The following is a 20401-nucleotide window of genomic DNA, read 5'->3' as shown; positions in this document are numbered from 1 at the left end:
AGTAGCTTTCATAACCTATACAGCTTATGATGGGAAAATGAGCAATATTCAAATTGTCAGCAGGCATAAGTCGTGCCAATAAAGGTGATCATGCAACGAGGGAGGAATTTATGATGATAAAAAAAGCAGTTACACTACTAACCCTTTTAATCATTTGTTCAAGTTGCAGTACGGGTAACACTTCAACATCTCCATCACCAACAATAAGTCCAAGTGACCAGCCAACGATTATGCCTAGCCCGAAACCGACTGACAAATCGACTGACAAGCCAGCGGAACAAAATGATCCGCTCAAACAAAAAATCGCCAACATGACTTTAGATGAGAAAATCGGCCAAATGGTCATCGTAGGTCTTGAAGGTACTTCAATGGATAAGCAGGCAAAAGAGCTGATTGAAAAATACCGGGTTGGCGGATTTATTTTGTATAAGGACAATATGAACGATGCAGCACAAATATTAAAACTGCTTAATCAGCTAAAAGAAACCAATCAAAAAAATCAAACACCTCTATGGCTAAGTGTCGATCAAGAGGGCGGGAAAGTGAATCGTATGCCCGAAGAGTACATTAAGCTTCCTCCCCCCGCTGAGGTTGGTAAAGCTGGCAATACCGATTACACATTTCAAATTGGACAAGCGCTTGGTGAAGAAGTTCGCTCCATCGGATTTAACATGGATTTTGCGCCTGTATTAGATATTAACAGCAACCCAAAAAATCCTGTCATCGGCAATCGATCCTACGGGACCAACGCAGAAACAGTCATTACACATGGCCTGGAAACGATGAAAGCCATTCAATCTAAGCAAGTGGCTGCAGTCGTCAAGCATTTTCCAGGACACGGCGATACTTCAGTAGATTCTCATCTCGATCTGCCTGTCGTGAATAAATCCTTGGCAGAGCTTAAGGCATTTGAGCTGCTTCCATTCGTCGAAGCGATCCAGCAGGATACCGATGCGATTATGATTGCCCATTTGTTAATTCCGAAGATCGATAAAGACTACCCTGCTTCCCTTTCCAAAAAGATGATTTCGAAATTATTGCGCGAGGAACTCGGTTATGAAGGAGTCGTTATGACTGATGATATGACGATGGGCGGCATAACGGAGCATTTTGATGTTGGGAAAGCTGCAGTCACATCGATTTTGGCTGGAAGTGATATCATCCTCATCGGACATGATTACAAAACGCAGCTATCCGTCCTCCAATCGCTCAAAAAAAATGCACGCGACGGCGTTATTTCGAGGGATATGCTGGATAAAAGCGTTTATCGCATTTTAAGCTTAAAAGAAAAGTATAAGCTTGAAGATAAAACACTACCTTCTATTGATGTAAAAGCTGTCAATCTTCAAATCAAAGCCGCTATTCAATCAAAATAAAGTGAATTGCAGGAGACAGATCTACCCTATCGTTCGAATCGACTCTACCGCATAGGTTAAAACATCCATAAAAAAAGCTCAGACCTCGTTATGAGATCTGAGCCATTTTTTATTTGAACGAATTACAAAGCAAGAATGTGATAACCGGCATCCACGTGAAGAACTTCCCCTGTGATGCCTCTCGACAACTGGCTAAGCAAGAACATCGTTGCATCTCCAACTTCATCCTGATCTATATTGCGACGAAGCGGCGCTCTTTCTTCGATCGTGGACATAATGTCATTAAAGCCTGAAACGCCTTTTGCAGCAAGCGTCCGAATTGGACCTGCAGATACCGCGTTAACACGAATGCCATATTTGCCCAAATCCTCAGYAAGGTACATTACACTGGCTTCAAGCGCGGCTTTCGCAACGCCCATAACATTATAGTTTTTTACCACTCGTTCTGCGCCGATATACGTTTGCGTAACGATGCTCCCGCCTTCGGTCATAAGCTTCTTCGCTTCACGCGCAACGGCAACTAACGAGTAGGAGCTGGAGTTTTGCGCAAGCAAATAACCTTCTCTTGTTGTGTCTACATATTCCCCTTGCAGCTCATCCTTCTCAGCAAACGCGACGGAATGAACTACGCCATGAATAACGCCAACCTTCTGCTCCAATTGCTTAAATGCCTCAATAACACTATTGTCATCAAGCACATCGCAGGAAACGGCTTCCAACGCTTCTATTTGATGCTGCTCGAGCAGTTTTTTGAGTTTTTCCAATGATCTTTCCTTACGGTAAGTGAAAACCAGCTTAGCACCTTGATTATGCAGTGATTTAGCTACTCCCCAAGCTATGCTGCGTTCATTGGCTACACCCATAATTACGATTACCTTGTTGTTCATTAAGTTAGACATGATGTTCCTCCCAGTTTCCTAATTTCTTTTTCTTAAAATCGAATGTGCTTCACCTGCGTGATCACGCGGTCAAACGATCTTTTTAACGAGCTTCTTTGGTCCGGCAGCAATTGAATATTCGAATGCGAAGCGATATGCTCMACATTATCCATGATGGACGAATGATCCGTTTGCAGATGGTGACCAAACCTTTCATCCGAAAGAGCTGCCACACATCTCTTTATTTGCTGTATCGGCCAAGAGTTTTTCCGCTCGCCTCTGCCCCGAAGTCGTTTCATTAAAGTCTCTTCCGTTGCACACAGAGCATAGTGAATAATTTCCACTCCATCTCCCCGTAAGCGACCAATGATCTCCTCAAAATATTGCGGATTAACGACTGTCATCGGTACGATTATGATGCCATCATAGGTTTCATCGAGATGCTTCAGCATCGCATAATTAAAGTCACGCCACATCGGATTGTGTTGAAAATCACTCGTATGAGTTGAACGCGGCGTATTTTTACGAATAAAATAACCAACATTCTCTGGATCGTATACAAATGAATGTTCCGCTCTTTTATGCAGTTCATACGCAGTTTGTGTCTTCCCAGCGCCAAACGCGCCATTAATCCATATAATCATGACTGTCACCTCGACATCATTGTCATATCATTGTTCTATACTAACGATTCGCTTCGTCATATTCAACTTCTATTTCGAAATTGGCATACTTTTTTCTATTAAAGCTGCCTGTCGCTCATAGATAATATAATCTGTAAGTATCGGATCTGCTCCAGCTTGCCTAAGCAATAAAGCGATTTGTCCGCGGTGGTAGCTGCCATGCAAAACAACCTGCGTAAGGATATCGCTTATTTTTGTAGTGAACGGATTTCCTTTACTGTCTGAGTAATCACTTTCATTCCCATAGTCCGATTCAACCAGCTTGGAGAACAAAATTTCATAGTCCGCTTTATTTTGCTCAGCGAAATGTTCACATTGCTCTAAGGTGTGCGTCGGCCAAATCGCCATCCCCGCACTATCTTCTCCATTAATACGGGTTAGCCATACCTTCTCGGCAGCAAGGACATGACTAAGCAAGCTTAATGACTTCTCCATAGGAAGGTCACTCGATTTCAACGCCATAATAACTTGAGCATTCGCCCACGCGATATGTTGGAAACACTTCACAAAATGGTTATGTAAATGTCCTTCATTAGATTTGCCAACTGTAACAATATGAAGCGGTATTGATAGAGTCGATGACAATGTGATTTCGAGCTGCTGCCCAGGAACTAACTCATTTAAAATTTCAGGATAGATGACTCTAATTCGTTTCACTTTGCCGTTTTCGTTTAAAGCATAAATAATATTTTTATGCTTGCTAACCATTTTGGCATGGATAATTTGGTAGTTTTTGTTGAATACATCTACGACGTATACTATAAAAAAAACAATCATTACAAAACCCATAAAGAAGAAAAAGAAACCTATAGCTTCAGGACCATCATTCATATAAATGTTTATAAATTGAATAACGGCATTCATGCCAAGTACAAAGCTTGTCAGAAGCCCCATATAGAAAGATTTCATCGGTTTAAGATTCATTTGATCAACCTCCTCAATGTTGTTGTCAACGTACAATTTATCCTATCTTTCGGACGACAAAAGTGATGCAATCACTGCTCAGCAAAATATCCCTTTCATTTCTAACGATTGCAAATTCCAGCTGTTTGACGTGGTGGTCAATAACTTCCCAGCTCATATATGCTTTGCTTAACAAATGCTCCATCGCTTGTGTTTCCATATTTACTTCAATAAGAACTTCTAGACTTTCACCGCTTCGTATATCTGTTTCGCGAATATTGGTGTTTATGATGATACAATTGATTCCATTATCTTTTGTACCCGCAGTCATATGATGCAGTGTATGACGCAACATCGCTTCAGTATTCACATGCTCCAGCGAGGATACTGCTACAATATAATCATATTCTTTCTCTGAAATTGTAAAATTGCCTATATCGCTTGCAACAGGCTTTAGTAAATGATGCACTCCAAATTGCTCGCCATAACTCATTAGCTTACTGAGGGCTGACTCCAAGAGATCCACGCATACCACTTGTCCATGAATATGATGTTCTTGCAATACCTTTGCTATCGGTATGCTATTTCTACCTACTCCGCAGCCTAAATCAAGAACAGATAGCGGGCCTGATTTATCAAGTAAGTCAAGATTTTTCATAACCGTCAGCACAGGCTTATGCAGCCACGAGCCTTCCTCAAACAATTTATAATCATCATAGCAGACTTCGTGATATTTTTTCTCTTCCTCTCTAATTCTCGCTACCCTCTCATCCATAAAATAACCCTCTCTCTTTTTATGTGGCGTACTGGGTAATATTGATAGGTCTACTTAAATCCTGACATAACGGTGAGGTCGAAGCAACAAAATTTTACATCGATATCGCATAATTAATGGGTAAATAAAAAAAAGGAATTGCTGACTCGCGCCGAGCAATCCCTTTAGATTTATTATGGCTCAATGGAAACGAGCGTAGGTCTTTCCCATTTTCGGTGTTCATATTTAATATAATAATCATGATCCACTTCAATTAGTTTATAGATGCCTTTAGGTATTTGAATCATGTCTTGATGCCCGCTCAAATCCTGAATTTTGATGGCTGTTTCATGAACCTCAATCACTTTCACCTGTGCTCCTGTTACATTCGAGTAAGAATTCCATATCGCTAATGCAAACAAGAGCAATAGGACCATTCCGATGGCAGCGAGCCTGTTAGTCTTTTTCATATCTACCTCCAAAATTAAGCTTGTTGATCCTCAGCAAGCATTTCTTTTATCATCTCAATATTTATTGCTGCTCTATGATTCAAGGACTTTTTGTCCTTTAGGTTTAACGATTTTAAATCATGACCCGGATCGATGATCAACGCACTCGACATAACGTCATCCAGAAGCTGAGCGGCTGATTTATACGCTTGATGAAGCAGCTCGGTACTCGCTTTACTTCTAACTAGTTTAATTATTTCGATCATATTTTCAGCATACATCAGCTTTACGATACTATCGGACGACTTGACGTGACGATTAGCGAAAGCCATAACATGCTCTACTATTATTGGATCTGAATTGTTTTTGGCGATCGACAGCAGCTCAAGAACAGCGTCCCAGTTTCTAATCGACAGCTCACTGGCGTTTTTGGCAATCAAAACATCGTACCATGCCGTTTCCGTTTCTTTTGCAATCTCGTAGGACTTGTACTCCTCTAGCTCTCCCGCGCGATGCATCTGAAAATAATTGCCGTAGTAGGCAGTGAATAACTCTTGTGCACGACTATTCGTGTCTACCATTCTATCTCCACCTTCAAATTATACCTATAAACAAATGTCCAACTAGTATAGCAACTATACGATGATTTCGATACCTCATTCTTGCTTCTTATCATTTATTGTTTTCTTCGTTTGTCCAAGCATGCGAAATTGAGACGGCGTAAGCCCCGTTACTTCCTTAAATTGATGGCTGAAATAATGAATGCTTTTGAATCCGAGCCTTATCGAAAGTGACTCCATCTTCTCCCCTAGAAGAAGAGCCTGCTTCGCTCTCTTAATCCGTTCTCTAATAATAAAATGCTTCGGTGTAAGACCCGCTTCTTCCTTGAACAATTTAGAGAAATGGATAGGATGATAACCGCATAATGCAGCAAGCTCCGCTACCGACCAGTTGTAATCTGGCTGCAGCTGCATCGCTTGAATAGCAGGTTCTATTTTATGATTGGCATTAGCCGACAAACAGCCTTCCAGCATATGCCGATACATAACCGTGATTGCTTGGATCATTAACGCACGAAGTGCCATGGTATATCCCGGCTGCTCCCCTTTATACTCCTTAACCATACGCGTCCATATCGCTTCCAGCCCAGGCACTTCAAACAATGTGGGCATAAGAAGCTGGCTTGCCGTCCCGCACACAAGTACCGGATTGTTAGAAACACCCTGTGGCGGCCATGAATTGAAAAAACGAATGCCAAGTCCAGGATGCACAGGCTCTGGCGAATCATGCTGCCAACTGAAATGAATGCTGTAAAAGTCCGTTTTCTCCGTTGCTTTCAAATAGGACTGACAATCAGATCCGTAGTACACGCATTCTCCAGGTCCGATCGTATAGGTCTGATTATTGATATATAGCTCGGCACAGCCCGTAATGACGTTCATGATTTGGCAGTCAGGAATGACTCGAACTCCCCAATTCTCGCCTGCTTCCGCCGTTTGTCTAACGGCGAAGTTGACTGTTGGTGCTATTTTCTCAAGCTCGATAGTAGACATATGCGCTCCTTTTCTCCACATGATAAGAAAAACACAAATGATTCATTGATTTAGGAAAATACAATGCTTCACGCTTTCATTATGATTAGGTTATCAACAATCATAATCAAGCTTGAGGAGAGGTGCAAGAGGATGTTGAATGCTGCACAGTTAGCTGAATTCGAGAAAAATGGTTTTTTGAAAGGCGATGTGGTCTTAAACGATGCTGAGGTTGAACGTTTACGCGAGGAACTAGATTTGGTTATGGAAGGAAAAGCGGTCAAGAAACCCATTCTTAACCACAATATGCGTGAGGAAGAAGCTGACTCCTTATACAAAGGCATGAAGATGAGCGTCAGTGAAAAGGTAGTGCAAATCGTAAATATATGGATGGCTAGCGATGCTTATTTGCAGCATGCCGGACATTCGGTTATTTGCGAAGAAATCGCACAATTATGCAAAACCGATACCCTTCGTGTCTGGCATGATCAGATTCAGTATAAACCACCGGTAACGGGTGGACCGACGCCATGGCATCAGGATCATCCGCTGTGGCCGGTTATTCAGCCAGCTGACCTCGTCAGTGCATGGGTTGCCCTTGACGATGCAGTCATCGAAAACGGCTGCATGTGGATGGTACCCGGCAGTCATAGATGGGGCGATCACCAAAAATATCTAGCAAGTACGCCTGACTTTATGCCTTTTCATCGCAAGCCAGAATTGCTGCCTGAAGGCGCAGTCGTTGAAGCTGTACCGTTCGAGATAAAGAAAGGGCAGGTCGGCTACCATCACAGCCTCACTTGGCATGGCAGCCCRCACAACCGTTCCGAGCTTAAACGTAGAGCAATCGCTGTTCATTACATGCCTGGCCACACCATCTATTCGCCAACAAGCAATCATCCCATGGTGCCTTATGTAACGGTTAATGAGGGAGATATTTTATCAGGCGAGCACTTCCCTGTAGTTTACAGCGCAGCTGCTGCAATGAAATAATCTACTGATATTTTTAAAATATATCTAAAGTGATAAAGGCGAATTTCCATTCTATTAGGAATGAAAATTCGCCTTTTTTTATGTTTTTCTATATGTCTGCTGTTTCAATCGGATTCATAGTCAAATCACTTTTTTTGCAATTTGGCTGTCTTTGCTGGGTTTTTCAGTAAAAAGAGATTTTTCTCCTATCCAAAGTCCTAGAATATCTTCCAAAATCCATGTAAAAAAGATAATAATACCTTTCACCATTCATCGAAAAAGCCTTTATCCATGCGGCATAAACGTCATTTTATAATCGTTTTAATCCTTTATTTGTGATATTCAATCAAAAGTTTGATTAAATGCTCCAAAATACACTCATAATTGTCGCGAAAATGTAGTACACTGAGTTCAGCGACAAACACATTATACATTTGTCCCCCCTAAACACCCGTAATGACCTCCTAAAATGATTTAGCCATTCATCAATCTAGAGCCAATTGCCCTTTTGAACAGCGCAGAATACACAAACTAAACTGGATATGAACTCTTCGGAGTTTATATATACAATCTCTATGAACAGGAGGTTTGTTCCCGCACGTTTGCTCAAATGCAACACGAAACGAATAAGCGTTGGTCATTCCAGCTCTTAGACGTGACGGCAATTCCATCTTCCCCAAATTTGAAGGAGGCTACTGCATTGTCAACTATTCGTTCATCACATTTTAAGGTAAAACATCTGCGTACTTACATTGGCATTCTGCTTATTACTGCTCTAGGATTGACGCTATTCTCCCAACAGCTTTTTGCACATGGTTATGTTGAAGGGCCTGCCAGCCGTGCTGCACTTTGTAAATCTGGTCAAAATACCGATTGTGGTCCAATCGTTTATGAGCCTCAAAGCCTTGAAGCACCTAAGGGTTTCCCCGCAGCAGGTCCTGCTGACGGTAAAATAGCTAGCGCTAATGGCGCTTTCCCTAAACTTGATGAGCAATCTGCTACTCGCTGGTCGAAAGTGAATATGTCTTCCGGTCCAAATACATTTACTTGGAAGCTGACTGCTAATCATGCAACAGCTAGCTGGAAATACTATATAACGAAACCAAATTGGAATCCAAATGCTGCGCTAACTCGGGACTCCTTTGATTTAACGCCATTCTGTTCTGTAAATTATGGCGGCACGCAGCCTCCATTTTCCTATTCAAACAGCTGCAACGTACCTGAACGCAGCGGATATCATATCATTTTGGCGGTTTGGGAAGTCGCTGACACACCTAACGCTTTCTACAATGTCATTGATGCAAACTTCAGCGGCAGCAATCCTGTTGATACGCAAGCCCCTACAGCACCCTCCGCTTTAACGACTACAGCGAAAACTACGAACAGCGTGTCCTTGGCATGGAATGCTTCGACAGACAATGTAAGCGTTACCGGATACAGGATATATAACGGCAGCACTTTAACTGGTTCCGTTTCTGGAACAACTCTTGCTTACAATGTACCGGGATTAGCTGCGAATACAGCTTACACATTCAGCGTCAAGGCCATCGACAATGCTGGCAATGAATCCAGTGCAAGCAACTCGCTGTCAGTTACAACGAACGCTCCAGTCGGCAATGATACACAAGCGCCAACTGCACCAGGCGCCCTTCATGTAATGGGTGCGCCAACATCCAGCAGCTTAATGCTTATGTGGAACCCATCAACTGATAATGTAGGAGTATCAGGCTACCGCATTTATAACGGAACAACTTTAGTTACAACAGTAGCCGGCACTGCAACCTTCTACACGGTTACAGGACTTAGCGCAAGCACAGCTTATACATTTAATGTTCAAGCGATCGATGCTGCAGGCAATGTTTCCGCTGCAAGCACGGTTACTGGAACAACGGCTGCCGCTTCAACGGCTGCACCTTGGGCTGCCAATACAGCATACACAACAGGTACACTTGTTTCGTACAATGGCTCCACATACGAGTGTCGTCAATCTCATACCTCGCTTGTAGGCTGGGAACCTTCTAATGTTCCTTCGCTATGGCTTTTGAAATAATTCAGGCACTCTGAGCCAATTGGGTTTCAAACCTCGAATGAGTACAATAAATGCCTCGTAACAAAAAAGGCTGTCCCTCAAGGTCAATGTAGATCTAGACCTTGAAAGGCAGCCTCTTCTATTGTTCTTTATTGCGCCAATCCTGTCATCTCTTCAGGCTTCATTGCCTTCAATTGCTGTTCATACAATTTGCGATAAAGCCCGCCTTCTCGAAGCAGCGTGCGATGGCTTCCTCTTTGTACAATTTCTCCATCATCGATAACCAATATCTGATTGGCGCGAACAACAGTAGCTAAACGATGTGCAATGACAAATGTTGTCCTTCCAACCATGAGGCGTTCAAGCGCCTCTGTCACCATAGCTTCCGACTCGGAATCAAGAGCAGATGTCGCTTCGTCCAAAATTAATATTTTGGGATCCTTCAAAATCGCTCTCGCAATGGCCAGTCTTTGCTTTTGTCCGCCCGACAATCGCATGCCTCGTTCACCGATGACAGCTTCATAACCGTCCTTAAACGCGATAATGAAATCATGGGCATTTGCTGCTTTTGCAGCTGCGACAACCTCGTCATCCGTAGCATCGGGTCGACCATAAACCAGATTATCCCTGATCGTGCCCGAGAAAAGAATGTTTTCCTGTAAAACCAATGCAATATGCTTTCGCAAATCATCCAGATTGTAATCACGCACATCGACACCGTCAATAAATACCGAACCTTCTACAGGCTCATAAAATCGCGGAATAAGGTTGATTAAAGTCGATTTGCCTGCGCCGCTTGGCCCCACAAGCGCAATCACTTCGCCGGAGCGCGCTTCAAACGTAATGTCCTTTATGCCCTGTCTTTCTTCAATCGTGACTTCCGGCGGGAATGGATGTACATTCGTTGGTTTCCAATAAAACCGTTTAGTCGCCTTCTCACGTTCGATGATATCCGTGTCTTCAGTACCGTTAACGGTTTGTGCAGGTATTATATTTCGTGTTTTATAGTTATAGGTAACATTAACGAAAACGACATGCCCATCACACCTTGGCATAGGAAGCGCATCATCTGACTCCTTAATCGAAGGTTTCTCATCAAGCATTTCAAACACTCGTTCGATATTTGTAATCGAGTTTTGAATGGTGACATTAACATCTGCGAATCGCTGTATCGGTCCATAAAGATTGCCCAGCAGCAATTGAAAAGCGATGATTTCACCTGCTGTCATTTTACCTGCAAGCACTAAGCTGCCTCCGCCGAGCCAAATGATAATGCCGCCGATATGGGCAAACGATTCACTTAGCCTCCCAAGCACATTTGAAAATAAATGAGCGTACACCGTATGGTTATAATGCTGCTTTGTCTGCTTGCCAAACCGGGCCCGCTCCTGTCTTTCACCGTTAAATGCTTGCACGATCCGTATTCCCGCCATACGCTCGACGAGAGTACCTGAGATACGCTCCATCTGCCGATGAACCGAACGCCACGCAAGCCGAATATGCACATTCATGTTCGTAAATGACAAGTAATAAAAAGGCAAGATAATAAGTGAAAGCGATGCTAAGTACACATTCATCCGAAATAACAGAAACCCCGCAAAAAGCACCATAAACAAATCGAGAACAAGGTTAATGATGCCCCCGCCAATCAAGTTTTGAGCCCCTCCGATGTCATGAATGACTCTAGAGGATATTCCGCCTACTTGCCTCTGATCATAGAAGCTGACAGGCATTTTTTGCAGATGATGATACAGCTGCTCGCGAAGATCCTTCATCATCCGATTGCCAAGCATCGCTGAGAAATAATTTCTTAAAAAACTGACAATAACACCAAAAAATAAAATAATAGCCATGATGCCTACAATTTGATAAAGCCCCCAGTCCCCTTTGCCTGCAAGTACATCGTCGAGCAAAATTTGCGTGTAGATGGGTGTTGATAGAGGTGCAACGAATTGAACCATACCTAACAAAATGATAAGTCCTATCGACCACCAATAAGGTTTTGCCCATAGTAAATATCGTTTAACTGGACTAATGTGAATCCCTCCCGAAACACAATTAATAACTTTTTCCATCTTAGTTCATGATGTAAGGGATTACAAAGCCCAAGGTGCACAGGATATAGCAGAAAATGGTTGAGATTGGGAGTAATATCTATCTGTCAAAGCACAGATGAAACATTTTCAATAAATTCAAGGATTTAGGGGCAAAAACAAAGGCTCCACGTCAAAATCTGACGTGAAGCCTTTTACCTTATATTTTGTTAAACCTTAAATCCTTTTGCTGCCCATTCATTTTCCAGCTTAGCAATCAATAATTGTTTCTCTGCTTCCTCTAAGAAAGCAGCCTTTGCGCCGTTTAGCACGATTTTGGCGATATCCTTCATCGATAAGCCGCAATGCTCAGCCAGCTGCTCGTATTCCTTCTGAATCGTCGTATTCGAAACCGTTCGGTTGTCCGTATTTACAGTAACAATGATCCCTTCCTCCAAATAACGTCGGATCGGATACGCGTCCCAGCTTGGAACAGCTTTTGTCTGGATGTTGCTGAGCGGGCACATCTCCAAAGGTATTTGCCGTTCCCTCACGAGAGCAACGACCTCCGGGTCTTCCTGCATTCGAATGCCGTGGCCGATACGTACAGCACCTAAGCCCGTGACAGCGACTCGCACGTTTTCCGCACCTGCCGCTTCTCCCGCGTGGATCGTAATCGGCAGCCCCAGCTGCTGTGCCTCTTCAAAGAGCTGAAGGAACAGCTTGGCGGGAAATCCTGCCTCGTCACCAGCCAAATCGACGGCAACGACTCCTTTATTATAAAATCGCGCTGCTTCTTCAACAACGTCCTTATTGAGCGCATAGGAATGATGCCTCATACAAATAATGATTGCTCTAGCTACCGTGCCAAATGCTTGCTCACCGCGCTTTAAGCCATTTATCACATGCTGGATGACATCCTGAATGGTTAAGCCTTGTGTGCGATGCAGCTGAGGAGCAAAGCGCACTTCGATATAGCTTACCTTATCGTTTGCAGCCTGCTCAACAAGCTCATATGCAACTCTCTCTAACGCTGATCCCGTTTGCAAGTACGGCAAGACAAAACCAAACTTGTCCAAATACTCCTTTAAGCTCTCGCAAGTTTCTCCAACCTGCATATGAGACAGAAGCTCTGTTTCCGAATCTATTTGTAAAGGATTCCCTTGCTCTATAGCGAGCTCCCTAATGGTCTCCGGCTTTACGCTCCCATCTAAATGCACATGCAAATCAACCTTTGGCAGCTGCGACAATAACGTTGTCAGAGCTRCAGTTTTTTCATTCATTAACGCCATCGTCAAATCCCCTTTCGGTATATTCATACACTATCCTGATAGTTTGTATACATGACCACAAAATTGGGCTAGCTTCCGCGGTAGGTACTGTAGCCGCCAGGAGCAACTAATAATGGAACGTGATAATGCGAGTTTTTATCGCGAATGCGGAACCTAATCGGAATTTTATCAAATATGCTCTCTTCTATCGCTGACAAATGTTCCGATCGCCGAAAAAAATCTCCTGCTGCAAAAACGATCTCATAGGTTCCGCACTCCATACTTTCACCCAGAAGCAATGGCTTATCAACGCGTCCATCTTCATTCGTCTGATAAGAACCAATGAGCCTAGGCTGGTTTGCAGCTTCCGCACTCTCCTCACCCAAATACCATAGCTCTATGGTTATGCCAACAACCGGTTTGCCTCCAGCAAGATCAAGAACATGCGTCGTAACTTTCCCGTTCACACTGCATCACTCTCCCTCAATCAGGTCAGCTCTTGTAAGAGTGAATCCTTGGAAGCCATAAGGCGGACGTGGTTCAGTAAACACGCCTGCTGCTGCGGAATGCTCAGGTTCCATTACCGTTTCCCATGTCCGATTGTTCGACTCGAATCGAACCTCAGACAGCTGCGGGAAGGTTGTAAGAATGCTTTTTCCAATTTGATAGATTAAATACTGAATGGAAGGTGAGTTTGCAAGATGGAACAACGTGTGGGCTAAATCATGAATCTGCTCGGATGGAACATAATTTCCGCGCCTACTGTCCAAAGCATCCTCTGCATGCTCATAAGTCCAAAAGATATGAAGGAAAATAAATAAAGGACGATCATAGCTTTCAGGCAAAGTTGTATATTCATCGCGAACGAATCCATAAAACGAGCTGCCCCTCACCTTAATGAGCTGAATGTGGGACAAAGCACTTTCATGTTCCGCCAGTTGAAAGCTATTGGCTGTACGTATCCATTTTTGCGAAGCGCTCGCATGCTCGTTGTGCGATCTTCGAAACACAAGCTGGCTATCGTTCCAGCTGCTCCCTTCGGCAATCGTGACGGAGTTGAAAGGCAGCCGATCCGCACGAATCTCAATCGCATCTATATGCGAATAACGCTCCATAAATCGCTCGCTTATGAAAGCTAGCAGTCCCTCTGTTGTACTTCCTTCATAATGAGCAGTTTGCCGTAATATAAAATTTTTCATCGAGTCAGTAGCTACGACCTGCGCATTGTCACCCTCCGTAAAGGAGGTAAGCAGCACCTCGCTGCTCACGGAGAAGGTTATGTTATGAGCAAAAATAATATTAGGATCGCCTATATAAGTTGATTGAGGGATCGATTTAACAGAAAGCGGTATTGCGTATGTCCGGTAGCTCAGCACATCGCCTTTGCCATAATATAATGTTCGTCCGCTGCGTAATTTTAGCATAATGATCGTTCCTTTCTCTACTCCATGATGAGATCTCTTAAACGAAATCCGGAAATTTTCTCAATTTCTCGCAATGCTTGATCTATTTCTTCAGCAGCAGAATGCCATAATCTAGCTTCCATCGCTGCGAGTATATCCTCTTTCTTTTTTCCTCTTACTGCGAAAATAAAGGGAAACCCAAAAGATTTTACATACGTTTGATTTAATCCGAGGAAGAGCTCGTATTCATCTGCCGTCAATTGATCCAAACCAGCACCTTGCTGCTCTATCGCGGAATACTCGGCAACCGCAAGCCTTGTTCCAAGATCGGGATGGGCGCGGAACAAATCAATAATCGTCTCTACTCTTGATTCCCGCACAACGTTCATCATCGCGTCATGAAGCGCTTCGACCGAAGCAAACGGACGCGCTGCACTTGCCGAAGCGGCCACCCAAGGCGAATGCTCAAATATCGTTCCAAGCCATGTTATGAACAGCTCGCGGGTGCATGCATTGATTTGATCCATATTTATTTTCATTTCCAGTACCCCTCGTGAATCGATCTCATGCCTATCACTCATATCGCTTGACGCCTCCCTTCAATGGCTCGTTTCACAGCTCTCCATATTCCGCCATATCCAGTACAGCGACACAAATTACCTGTCAAGGCTTCTTCAATTTCATCGTCTGACGGTTCTGGCTGGTGGTCGAGCAGCGCTTTAACGGAAACGATCATTCCCGGTGTGCAATAACCGCATTGAAAGCCGCCTTCCTCTAGAAAGGCTTGCCCAATCGGGTCGATCCCCTCTGACGAAATACCTTCTATCGTCGTAATCCGCTTGCTGGTGCATTGATAAGCCATCGTTAAACAAGAATTGACCGCCTGGCCGTCAATCAGTACCATACATGCACCGCACCTGCCGATATCACATGATCGCTTCGTCCCCGTAAGCGCCAAGTCATCACGCAATATGCTCAGCAATCTGGTGGAAGCTGCCGTTTCAATCTTAAGCTCCTGTTCATTAATGAAGCATTGGAGTGCAAACGGTGTTTGAACTTTTGCAGTATGATCGTTCATCTCCGTTCACCCCTTCATAAGAAAAAATGGCTTTTCTTGCAAAAAAGCAGGGTCTACCGGCAGTTTAGTCACCCATTTCCCGCAAGCTTGCCTTATAGCAGCTGCGATAGCTGGTGCTAGAGTAACCGATCCGACCTCGCCAATACCGCGTGGCCCATAATCGTCACCCTCAGGCAAATGCTCAATGGCTTCCACTTCTACTAACCCTTTTTGGTCAATGATCGTCGGAACAAGATACGTATCCAAATTTCGCGTAACATATTGTCCTTTTTCCATAATCGCATCTTCCATAAGTGTAAAACCAAGAGCCATACTGCTGCCTCCTTCGATTTGACCGAGAAAGCCTTGTGGATTTATGACAGGTCCAGCCGCTACCGCATGATACTGCTGCAGCACCTTGACTCGCCCTGTCAGCGTATTAATCTCAACCTTTGCAACTACGGCCGAATAGGTATACATAAAATGTGCTCCTACACGTTCTGTAGGTGAGATTGGAAATGAAAAAGAAGTTTCACAGCGAATAGGGGAATCGCAAGCTTCGGCGAGCTCTTGGTAGGTAAGCAGCAGTGCGTTGCTCGACGTCTCTCTTATGCCGCCTTCACCCAATTGCAGCTCTTGAGCAGGCTGTCTTAACGCTGCTTCAGCTCGTTTTAGCAACTGCTCTGTAAATGGCTGCTTTAACTTTTGAAGTGATTTCCACATCATTGCTGTTGCACGTGAAGCCGTAGTTGAACCGCTGTTTGGCACGACATCGGTATCGCCGATAATGATCCGCAAATCATCTGCTCCTAACTTGAACTGCTCGATGAGCATCTGCTCCAGCGATGCAATGAGACCTTGCCCAAACTCCTCATAACCGAATACGGCTTCAATCTTCCCGTCTTCCGCAAGCTCTAAGCGACCGCCTGCAGGGTCAGGAATACCAACCCCAAGTCCTGCGCCATGCATCGTAAAAGCGGCTCCGATGCCCGTTTTCACCCAAGGTTCTGCGCCATCTTTGCTTCGTGACTTGGTTTGCAGCTTCTCCTGCATTAATGGGCTCTTTGCTATAGCGCTCCATACTCGCTCGGCACCTTCGGTCATCACGATCGGTTGATCAAATGGCCCGAGATCGTCCATTTTGCGCATATTTAATTGGCGAAATGCCCAAGGCTCTAAGCCAAGCTGCTCAGCCAGTCGATCCAATTGTCCCTCAAGTGCGAAGATAGCTTGATTGCCGCCAAAACCTCGGAATTCACCCGACATGCCGTTGTTCGTAAATACCGATACGCCTTCAACGTCCAAATGCTCGTATTGATAAGGACCTATAACATGCTCTACAGCAAAATTAAGCACCTCGGCTCCAAGCGTTGAATAGGGACCCGTATCAGAAATAAGTCTGACTTGGTGAGCAATTAATTTCCCTGCTGCGTCAGTGCCCGTTTTCATCGTAATTTTCATCGGATGCCGCTTTAAGCCAGCACGAACCGATTCCTGCCTCGAATTATGCATCTTGACTGGTTTTCCTGTGTAAGTGGCGAGCAGTGCCCCATAAGGCTGCACATTCAACTCGTCCTTTCCGCCAAAAGAACCTCCAATGGGGCTGGATACGATCCGAATATCCTCTTGTGGTACAGCTAAAATACGTGATAATTGCATACGATCCATAAAGCCGTGCTGCGTTGGTGAATATACCGTTAACCGATGATTCGCCTCCGGCACGAACAAGCCGCCTTCCGTTTCCATATAGGTGTGCATTTGGCGCGGCGTGTAATAGGTTTCCTCTATGATACAAGCACATTGCTCGAATCCAGCCTCAGCGTTCCCTCTATGAAAGGATGCCCGGTGCATCGCATTGCCTTTTGGATGAAGCAGAGGTGCATCATCCCGCAGCGCGTGCTCAGGATCATCCACTACCTGCAAAACTTCATATTCAACTTCGATAAGTGCAATAGCTCTTTGTGCAATGGCAAGGGATTCAGCTGCTACTGTCGCTATTGCATCACCCACATATCTCACTCGCTCCTCACATAAAACAGGCTGGTCAGGATGCGCAATGCCAAAAGCATTTAATCCAGGGATATCTTCAAAGGTAAGCACGGCGTGGACACCGGTTAGTTGCTTGGCTTTATCTGTATGAATGGACAGAATACGCGCATGAGGATATTCGCTTCGTAGAACAAGGCCATAAAGCATATGCTCCCTAGTCATATCGGTTAAATAAGCCAGACTGCCTGTTACTTTACCTGGACCATCAGGACGGATTCGCCATCTACCTCCGCTGCTTGTGCGGTTTAAGAGCATACGCTCACTCCTTCCTGTCATTCCTCAATCTCTAGCTGCCTTCCAAAGCTCCGCTGCGATGACGTTAGCTGCTGTAATCTTCCGATACGACGATGATGCGAATAAATCTTCCCTAGGTTCGTATTCTTGCAAAATACAATCATAGGCTTGCTGAAGAAGCTGATGATCCACAGCCGCTCCTACGATTTCTGCTTCTAATCGTTCTAGTCTTTGCGGAAGCGTTTGTCCTCCTCCAAGCGCGATTCTTAGTTCCATGAGCACGCCAGCGGACGAAATCGCGCCTAATATGGCTGCAGTTACAATAGAAGGAGTAAATGCTTCACGACGTCCTACTTTATGGTAGGCGCCAAAATGCTTGATTTTCGAAATGGTATTTTCCTCTTCATCCCCACACGCCGTGCTCTCTTCCGTTAATAATGTGAAAGGCAGGACGATGCTGAGGAGCAATCTCTCACATCCTTGGGCCGGATCGTTTGCTAGAAGCAAATAGCTGGATAAAGGAGCGCGCTGCTCTATTACACCGTTGTACCAAATCACTTCAGCATCATAGGCCAGGAGAGCCGGAATAGCGTCACCAATTAAGGAGGAAACATTGCCGCCAATCGTTGCTAAATGCCGTATGGACGGCGCTGCTATTGCGCGTACAGCATCGGTGACTAGTGGAAAATTACGCTGCAGGAATGCATTCGTCCGACAAGCCTGCAAAGTCACTTGGCCGCCAATAATGACGCCTGATTCGCCGATTTTAACTTCGTTTAATCCACGAATAGCACTCAAATTGATCAAATGTTTCGGGATAGCAGAAACACCAGATTCCCACTGCGTTCGAAGCAAGGTTCCACCTGAAATATATAATCCATCAAACCCATAGCTTTGTTTAAGCAGCCATGCCTCTGCGGCCGTCTGAGGATGCCATACTAGAGGAGATGACATGATCTCCTGAGCATTCATGTTCACATTACTCCCCCGATCCGTTTGCATCTAAATAAGTGCGGTCCCCCGCTCCAAACATGGTCATTGCAAGCCTGCGTACAATTGTTTGGCCCGAAGTGATCTGCTAAAAAAGGTATCATTAGCACTCTTTAGTCAAACCCAAATATCGTTTTTTAGCTAAAGCAAAATCTGCTGGCGTATCTACGTCAAATAATGTCTCACGATCTAACGCCAGCAGCCCATAGCCTTGAAATTCAGTTGATTCGAACAGCTTACGAGCTCCAGCATCGCCCTTTAATTGAAATAAAGAATCGAACATGGAGCGGGATAATATCGCCGGAGGCATTAGAACAATTTCCCCTTCATTCGCGTCATGCACTGCGGTTGCGACAAAATCGAGCTCCGGACGCTCGCTCCAGCAGCGGATAAGCCTATTAATCATTCCGGAAGTAATAAAGGGTTGATCAGCGAGTACAACCACAACTGCATCAAGCGCAGCTCCCTCTCTCAGAAGCGCTTCAAGTCCGCAGCGGATCGAATAGGACATTCCCTTCTGCGCATCCGCACATTCAATCACAGTGACGCCGCTTGACCGAAAATGATGAGCAGCAATTACAGTACTATCCTCTGCCCCGATCCAATCATTTGAATCTTCGGGATTAACAACAACCTTGATTTCATGAAGATCGCTGGACAACAGAGCCAGCAGCCCCATCCGTGCCAGCGGCTTGTTCTTCGACAGCTCGAGCGATTGCTTTCGAACTCCCATGCGCTTGCTCTGTCCTGCTGCTAAATAAAGGGCTGATATTCGCATGTTTGCTCCCCTCCTGTCGCTGGCTCCCTTTCCTTGCTGCACGTATGGCAATTAATTCAGCTGCAACACTGACAGCTATTTCATACGGACCATCTGCATGAATGGAGAGACCTATCGGAGCGTGTACATTGGATGGAATGAGAAAGGTCTCAAACAGCATCCGTATCCGCTTCTTTGAACCAAGAACGCCGATGTAAACAAGCTTTAGAGGCAATGCAAGCCTAATCATGTCCTTATCCTGAGACAAATTATGGCTGCATACGATTAAATAATCATCTGGACGGAGTTGCACCTGCTCCATTATTTGTATGGGAGATCCAATCACACATTCGGCGTGTGGAAACCTTTCCTTCGTACATAACGCCGGCCGCCAATCAGCTACTATCACACGAAAGCCAATTTGTATCGCTAACGAATAGATAGCTTCCGCGTCTTTTCCTAGCCCGAATAACACCAAACGAGGTCTAGGCGTAATTACGATCGTCATTTGATTGGAATTGTTGTTCAGTTCATCTTCATAGTCCACCAGTGAGTGATCGCCAAGGTTATCAATAAGAGCGTAGCTGATTTCTTTCTCATCCCAGCTTCGCATTAGCTTAACGGAAATACCGGCATCATTTTTTGTTTTCGCTTCAAGCAAAATCGCCCGCAATCGTCCTTCCACAGGCTCCAGCAACATGCGAATCTCGCCGCCGCAGCCCACACTCTCACCCCATATAGCATCCTCTTCAGGCTTCATATTATAATCGACACAAATGAATTGACCAGAATCCCATACCCCCGCCGCCCTTTCCAACAAATCTTGCTCCAAGCAGCCAGGGCTAACCGATCCAATCTGATCACCGCTGAAGCTGAACAACATCGACGCTCCGGTCTTACGATAGGAATGACCCTTAACACATACAATGGTAGCGAGCACACCCGGCTCGTCGCTTACCTTCAACGATTCCAATACATCATGCATATCCATCCGCTATCCCTCCATTAGCAATTAGCGTATTTAGCCCTCG

The 20401-nt window shown here is 44.7% G+C and carries 20 protein-coding genes; 3 read left to right on the top strand and 17 right to left on the bottom strand.

Annotated elements, in window-relative coordinates:
- The first annotated feature begins 110 nt into the window (after positions 1–110).
- Positions 111–1376 carry a beta-N-acetylhexosaminidase gene (gene nagZ / locus AC1DPK_RS25280; RefSeq protein ID WP_477512001.1) on the top strand — a complete coding sequence of 422 codons (1266 nt, stop codon included), beginning with the start codon at positions 111–113 and terminating at the stop codon, positions 1374–1376.
- A gap of 122 nt (positions 1377–1498) precedes the next feature.
- Here nagZ and fabI read toward each other — a convergent pair whose 3' ends face one another.
- From fabI to AC1DPK_RS25245, 7 genes are all read right to left on the bottom strand, one after another.
- Positions 1499–2275 (bottom strand): enoyl-ACP reductase FabI, encoded by a 777-nt coding sequence (fabI, locus tag AC1DPK_RS25275; protein WP_477512000.1) that lies wholly within the window; start codon positions 2273–2275, stop codon positions 1499–1501.
- 32 nt (positions 2276–2307) lie between these two features.
- Complete coding sequence (locus tag AC1DPK_RS25270; protein WP_477511999.1) at positions 2308–2898, bottom strand: AAA family ATPase; 591 nt, start codon at positions 2896–2898, stop codon at positions 2308–2310.
- A gap of 69 nt (positions 2899–2967) precedes the next feature.
- Positions 2968–3861, bottom strand: a complete 894-nt coding sequence (locus AC1DPK_RS25265; RefSeq protein WP_477511998.1) for a DinB family protein — start codon at positions 3859–3861, stop codon at positions 2968–2970.
- A 37-nt stretch (positions 3862–3898) separates the two neighbouring features.
- Positions 3899–4615: a class I SAM-dependent methyltransferase gene (locus AC1DPK_RS25260; RefSeq protein ID WP_477511997.1), complete on the bottom strand. Its 717-nt coding sequence runs from the start codon at positions 4613–4615 to the stop codon at positions 3899–3901.
- A 173-nt stretch (positions 4616–4788) separates the two neighbouring features.
- Positions 4789–5064, bottom strand: coding sequence for a hypothetical protein (locus AC1DPK_RS25255; RefSeq protein ID WP_477511996.1), 276 nt, complete (start codon positions 5062–5064; stop codon positions 4789–4791).
- 14 nt (positions 5065–5078) lie between these two features.
- Entirely contained in the window at positions 5079–5624 is a 546-nt protein-coding gene (locus AC1DPK_RS25250) for a hypothetical protein (RefSeq protein WP_441885778.1), read from the bottom strand.
- Between the two features lie 75 nt (positions 5625–5699).
- Complete coding sequence (locus AC1DPK_RS25245) at positions 5700–6596, bottom strand: AraC family transcriptional regulator (RefSeq protein WP_477511995.1); 897 nt, start codon at positions 6594–6596, stop codon at positions 5700–5702.
- 132 nt (positions 6597–6728) lie between these two features.
- On the opposite strand from AC1DPK_RS25245, the gene AC1DPK_RS25240 reads away from it, so the two are divergent.
- Together AC1DPK_RS25240 and AC1DPK_RS25235 are read left to right on the top strand one after the other, a co-directional pair.
- On the top strand, positions 6729–7568 hold the full coding sequence (locus AC1DPK_RS25240; protein ID WP_076269320.1) for a phytanoyl-CoA dioxygenase family protein: 840 nt from the start codon (positions 6729–6731) through the stop codon (positions 7566–7568).
- A 679-nt stretch (positions 7569–8247) separates the two neighbouring features.
- Entirely contained in the window at positions 8248–9597 is a 1350-nt protein-coding gene (locus tag AC1DPK_RS25235) for a lytic polysaccharide monooxygenase (RefSeq protein ID WP_441885790.1), read from the top strand.
- A 128-nt stretch (positions 9598–9725) separates the two neighbouring features.
- On the opposite strand, the gene AC1DPK_RS25230 is transcribed toward AC1DPK_RS25235, so the two are convergent.
- The 10 genes from AC1DPK_RS25230 to AC1DPK_RS25185 all read right to left on the bottom strand — a co-directional run bounded on the left by AC1DPK_RS25230 (position 9726) and on the right by AC1DPK_RS25185 (position 20361).
- Positions 9726–11651: an ABC transporter ATP-binding protein gene (locus tag AC1DPK_RS25230; RefSeq protein WP_477511994.1), complete on the bottom strand. Its 1926-nt coding sequence runs from the start codon at positions 11649–11651 to the stop codon at positions 9726–9728.
- Positions 11652–11839: 188 nt separating this feature from the next.
- Positions 11840–12901, bottom strand: coding sequence for an adenosine deaminase (gene add, locus AC1DPK_RS25225; RefSeq protein WP_477511993.1), 1062 nt, complete (start codon positions 12899–12901; stop codon positions 11840–11842).
- Positions 12902–12969: 68 nt separating this feature from the next.
- On the bottom strand, positions 12970–13347 hold the full coding sequence (gene uraH / locus AC1DPK_RS25220) for a hydroxyisourate hydrolase (protein ID WP_477511992.1): 378 nt from the start codon (positions 13345–13347) through the stop codon (positions 12970–12972).
- 6 nt (positions 13348–13353) lie between these two features.
- Positions 13354–14304: a factor-independent urate hydroxylase gene (gene pucL, locus AC1DPK_RS25215; RefSeq protein WP_477511991.1), complete on the bottom strand. Its 951-nt coding sequence runs from the start codon at positions 14302–14304 to the stop codon at positions 13354–13356.
- A gap of 17 nt (positions 14305–14321) precedes the next feature.
- Positions 14322–14864, bottom strand: a complete 543-nt coding sequence (gene uraD / locus AC1DPK_RS25210; RefSeq protein ID WP_477511990.1) for a 2-oxo-4-hydroxy-4-carboxy-5-ureidoimidazoline decarboxylase — start codon at positions 14862–14864, stop codon at positions 14322–14324.
- Positions 14861–15361 (bottom strand): (2Fe-2S)-binding protein, encoded by a 501-nt coding sequence (locus AC1DPK_RS25205; protein WP_477511989.1) that lies wholly within the window; start codon positions 15359–15361, stop codon positions 14861–14863. Before AC1DPK_RS25205 ends, uraD begins: the two co-directional genes overlap by 4 nt.
- Positions 15362–15367: 6 nt before the next feature.
- Positions 15368–17644 (bottom strand): xanthine dehydrogenase subunit D, encoded by a 2277-nt coding sequence (pucD, locus tag AC1DPK_RS25200; protein ID WP_477511988.1) that lies wholly within the window; start codon positions 17642–17644, stop codon positions 15368–15370.
- Positions 17645–17668: 24 nt separating this feature from the next.
- Positions 17669–18595, bottom strand: a complete 927-nt coding sequence (locus tag AC1DPK_RS25195; RefSeq protein WP_477511987.1) for an FAD binding domain-containing protein — start codon at positions 18593–18595, stop codon at positions 17669–17671.
- Between the two features lie 121 nt (positions 18596–18716).
- Positions 18717–19346, bottom strand: a complete 630-nt coding sequence (locus AC1DPK_RS25190) for a nucleotidyltransferase family protein (RefSeq protein ID WP_477511986.1) — start codon at positions 19344–19346, stop codon at positions 18717–18719.
- Positions 19255–20361 carry an XdhC family protein gene (locus AC1DPK_RS25185; RefSeq protein WP_477511985.1) on the bottom strand — a complete coding sequence of 369 codons (1107 nt, stop codon included), beginning with the start codon at positions 20359–20361 and terminating at the stop codon, positions 19255–19257. Before AC1DPK_RS25185 ends, AC1DPK_RS25190 begins: the two co-directional genes overlap by 92 nt.
- Between the last annotated feature and the right edge of the window lie 40 nt (positions 20362–20401).

The organism is Paenibacillus sp. 01T424, from assembly GCF_056398745.1.
The sequence above is the reverse complement of the archived record's forward strand: the minus strand, read 5'-3'. Positions and strand labels throughout refer to the sequence as shown.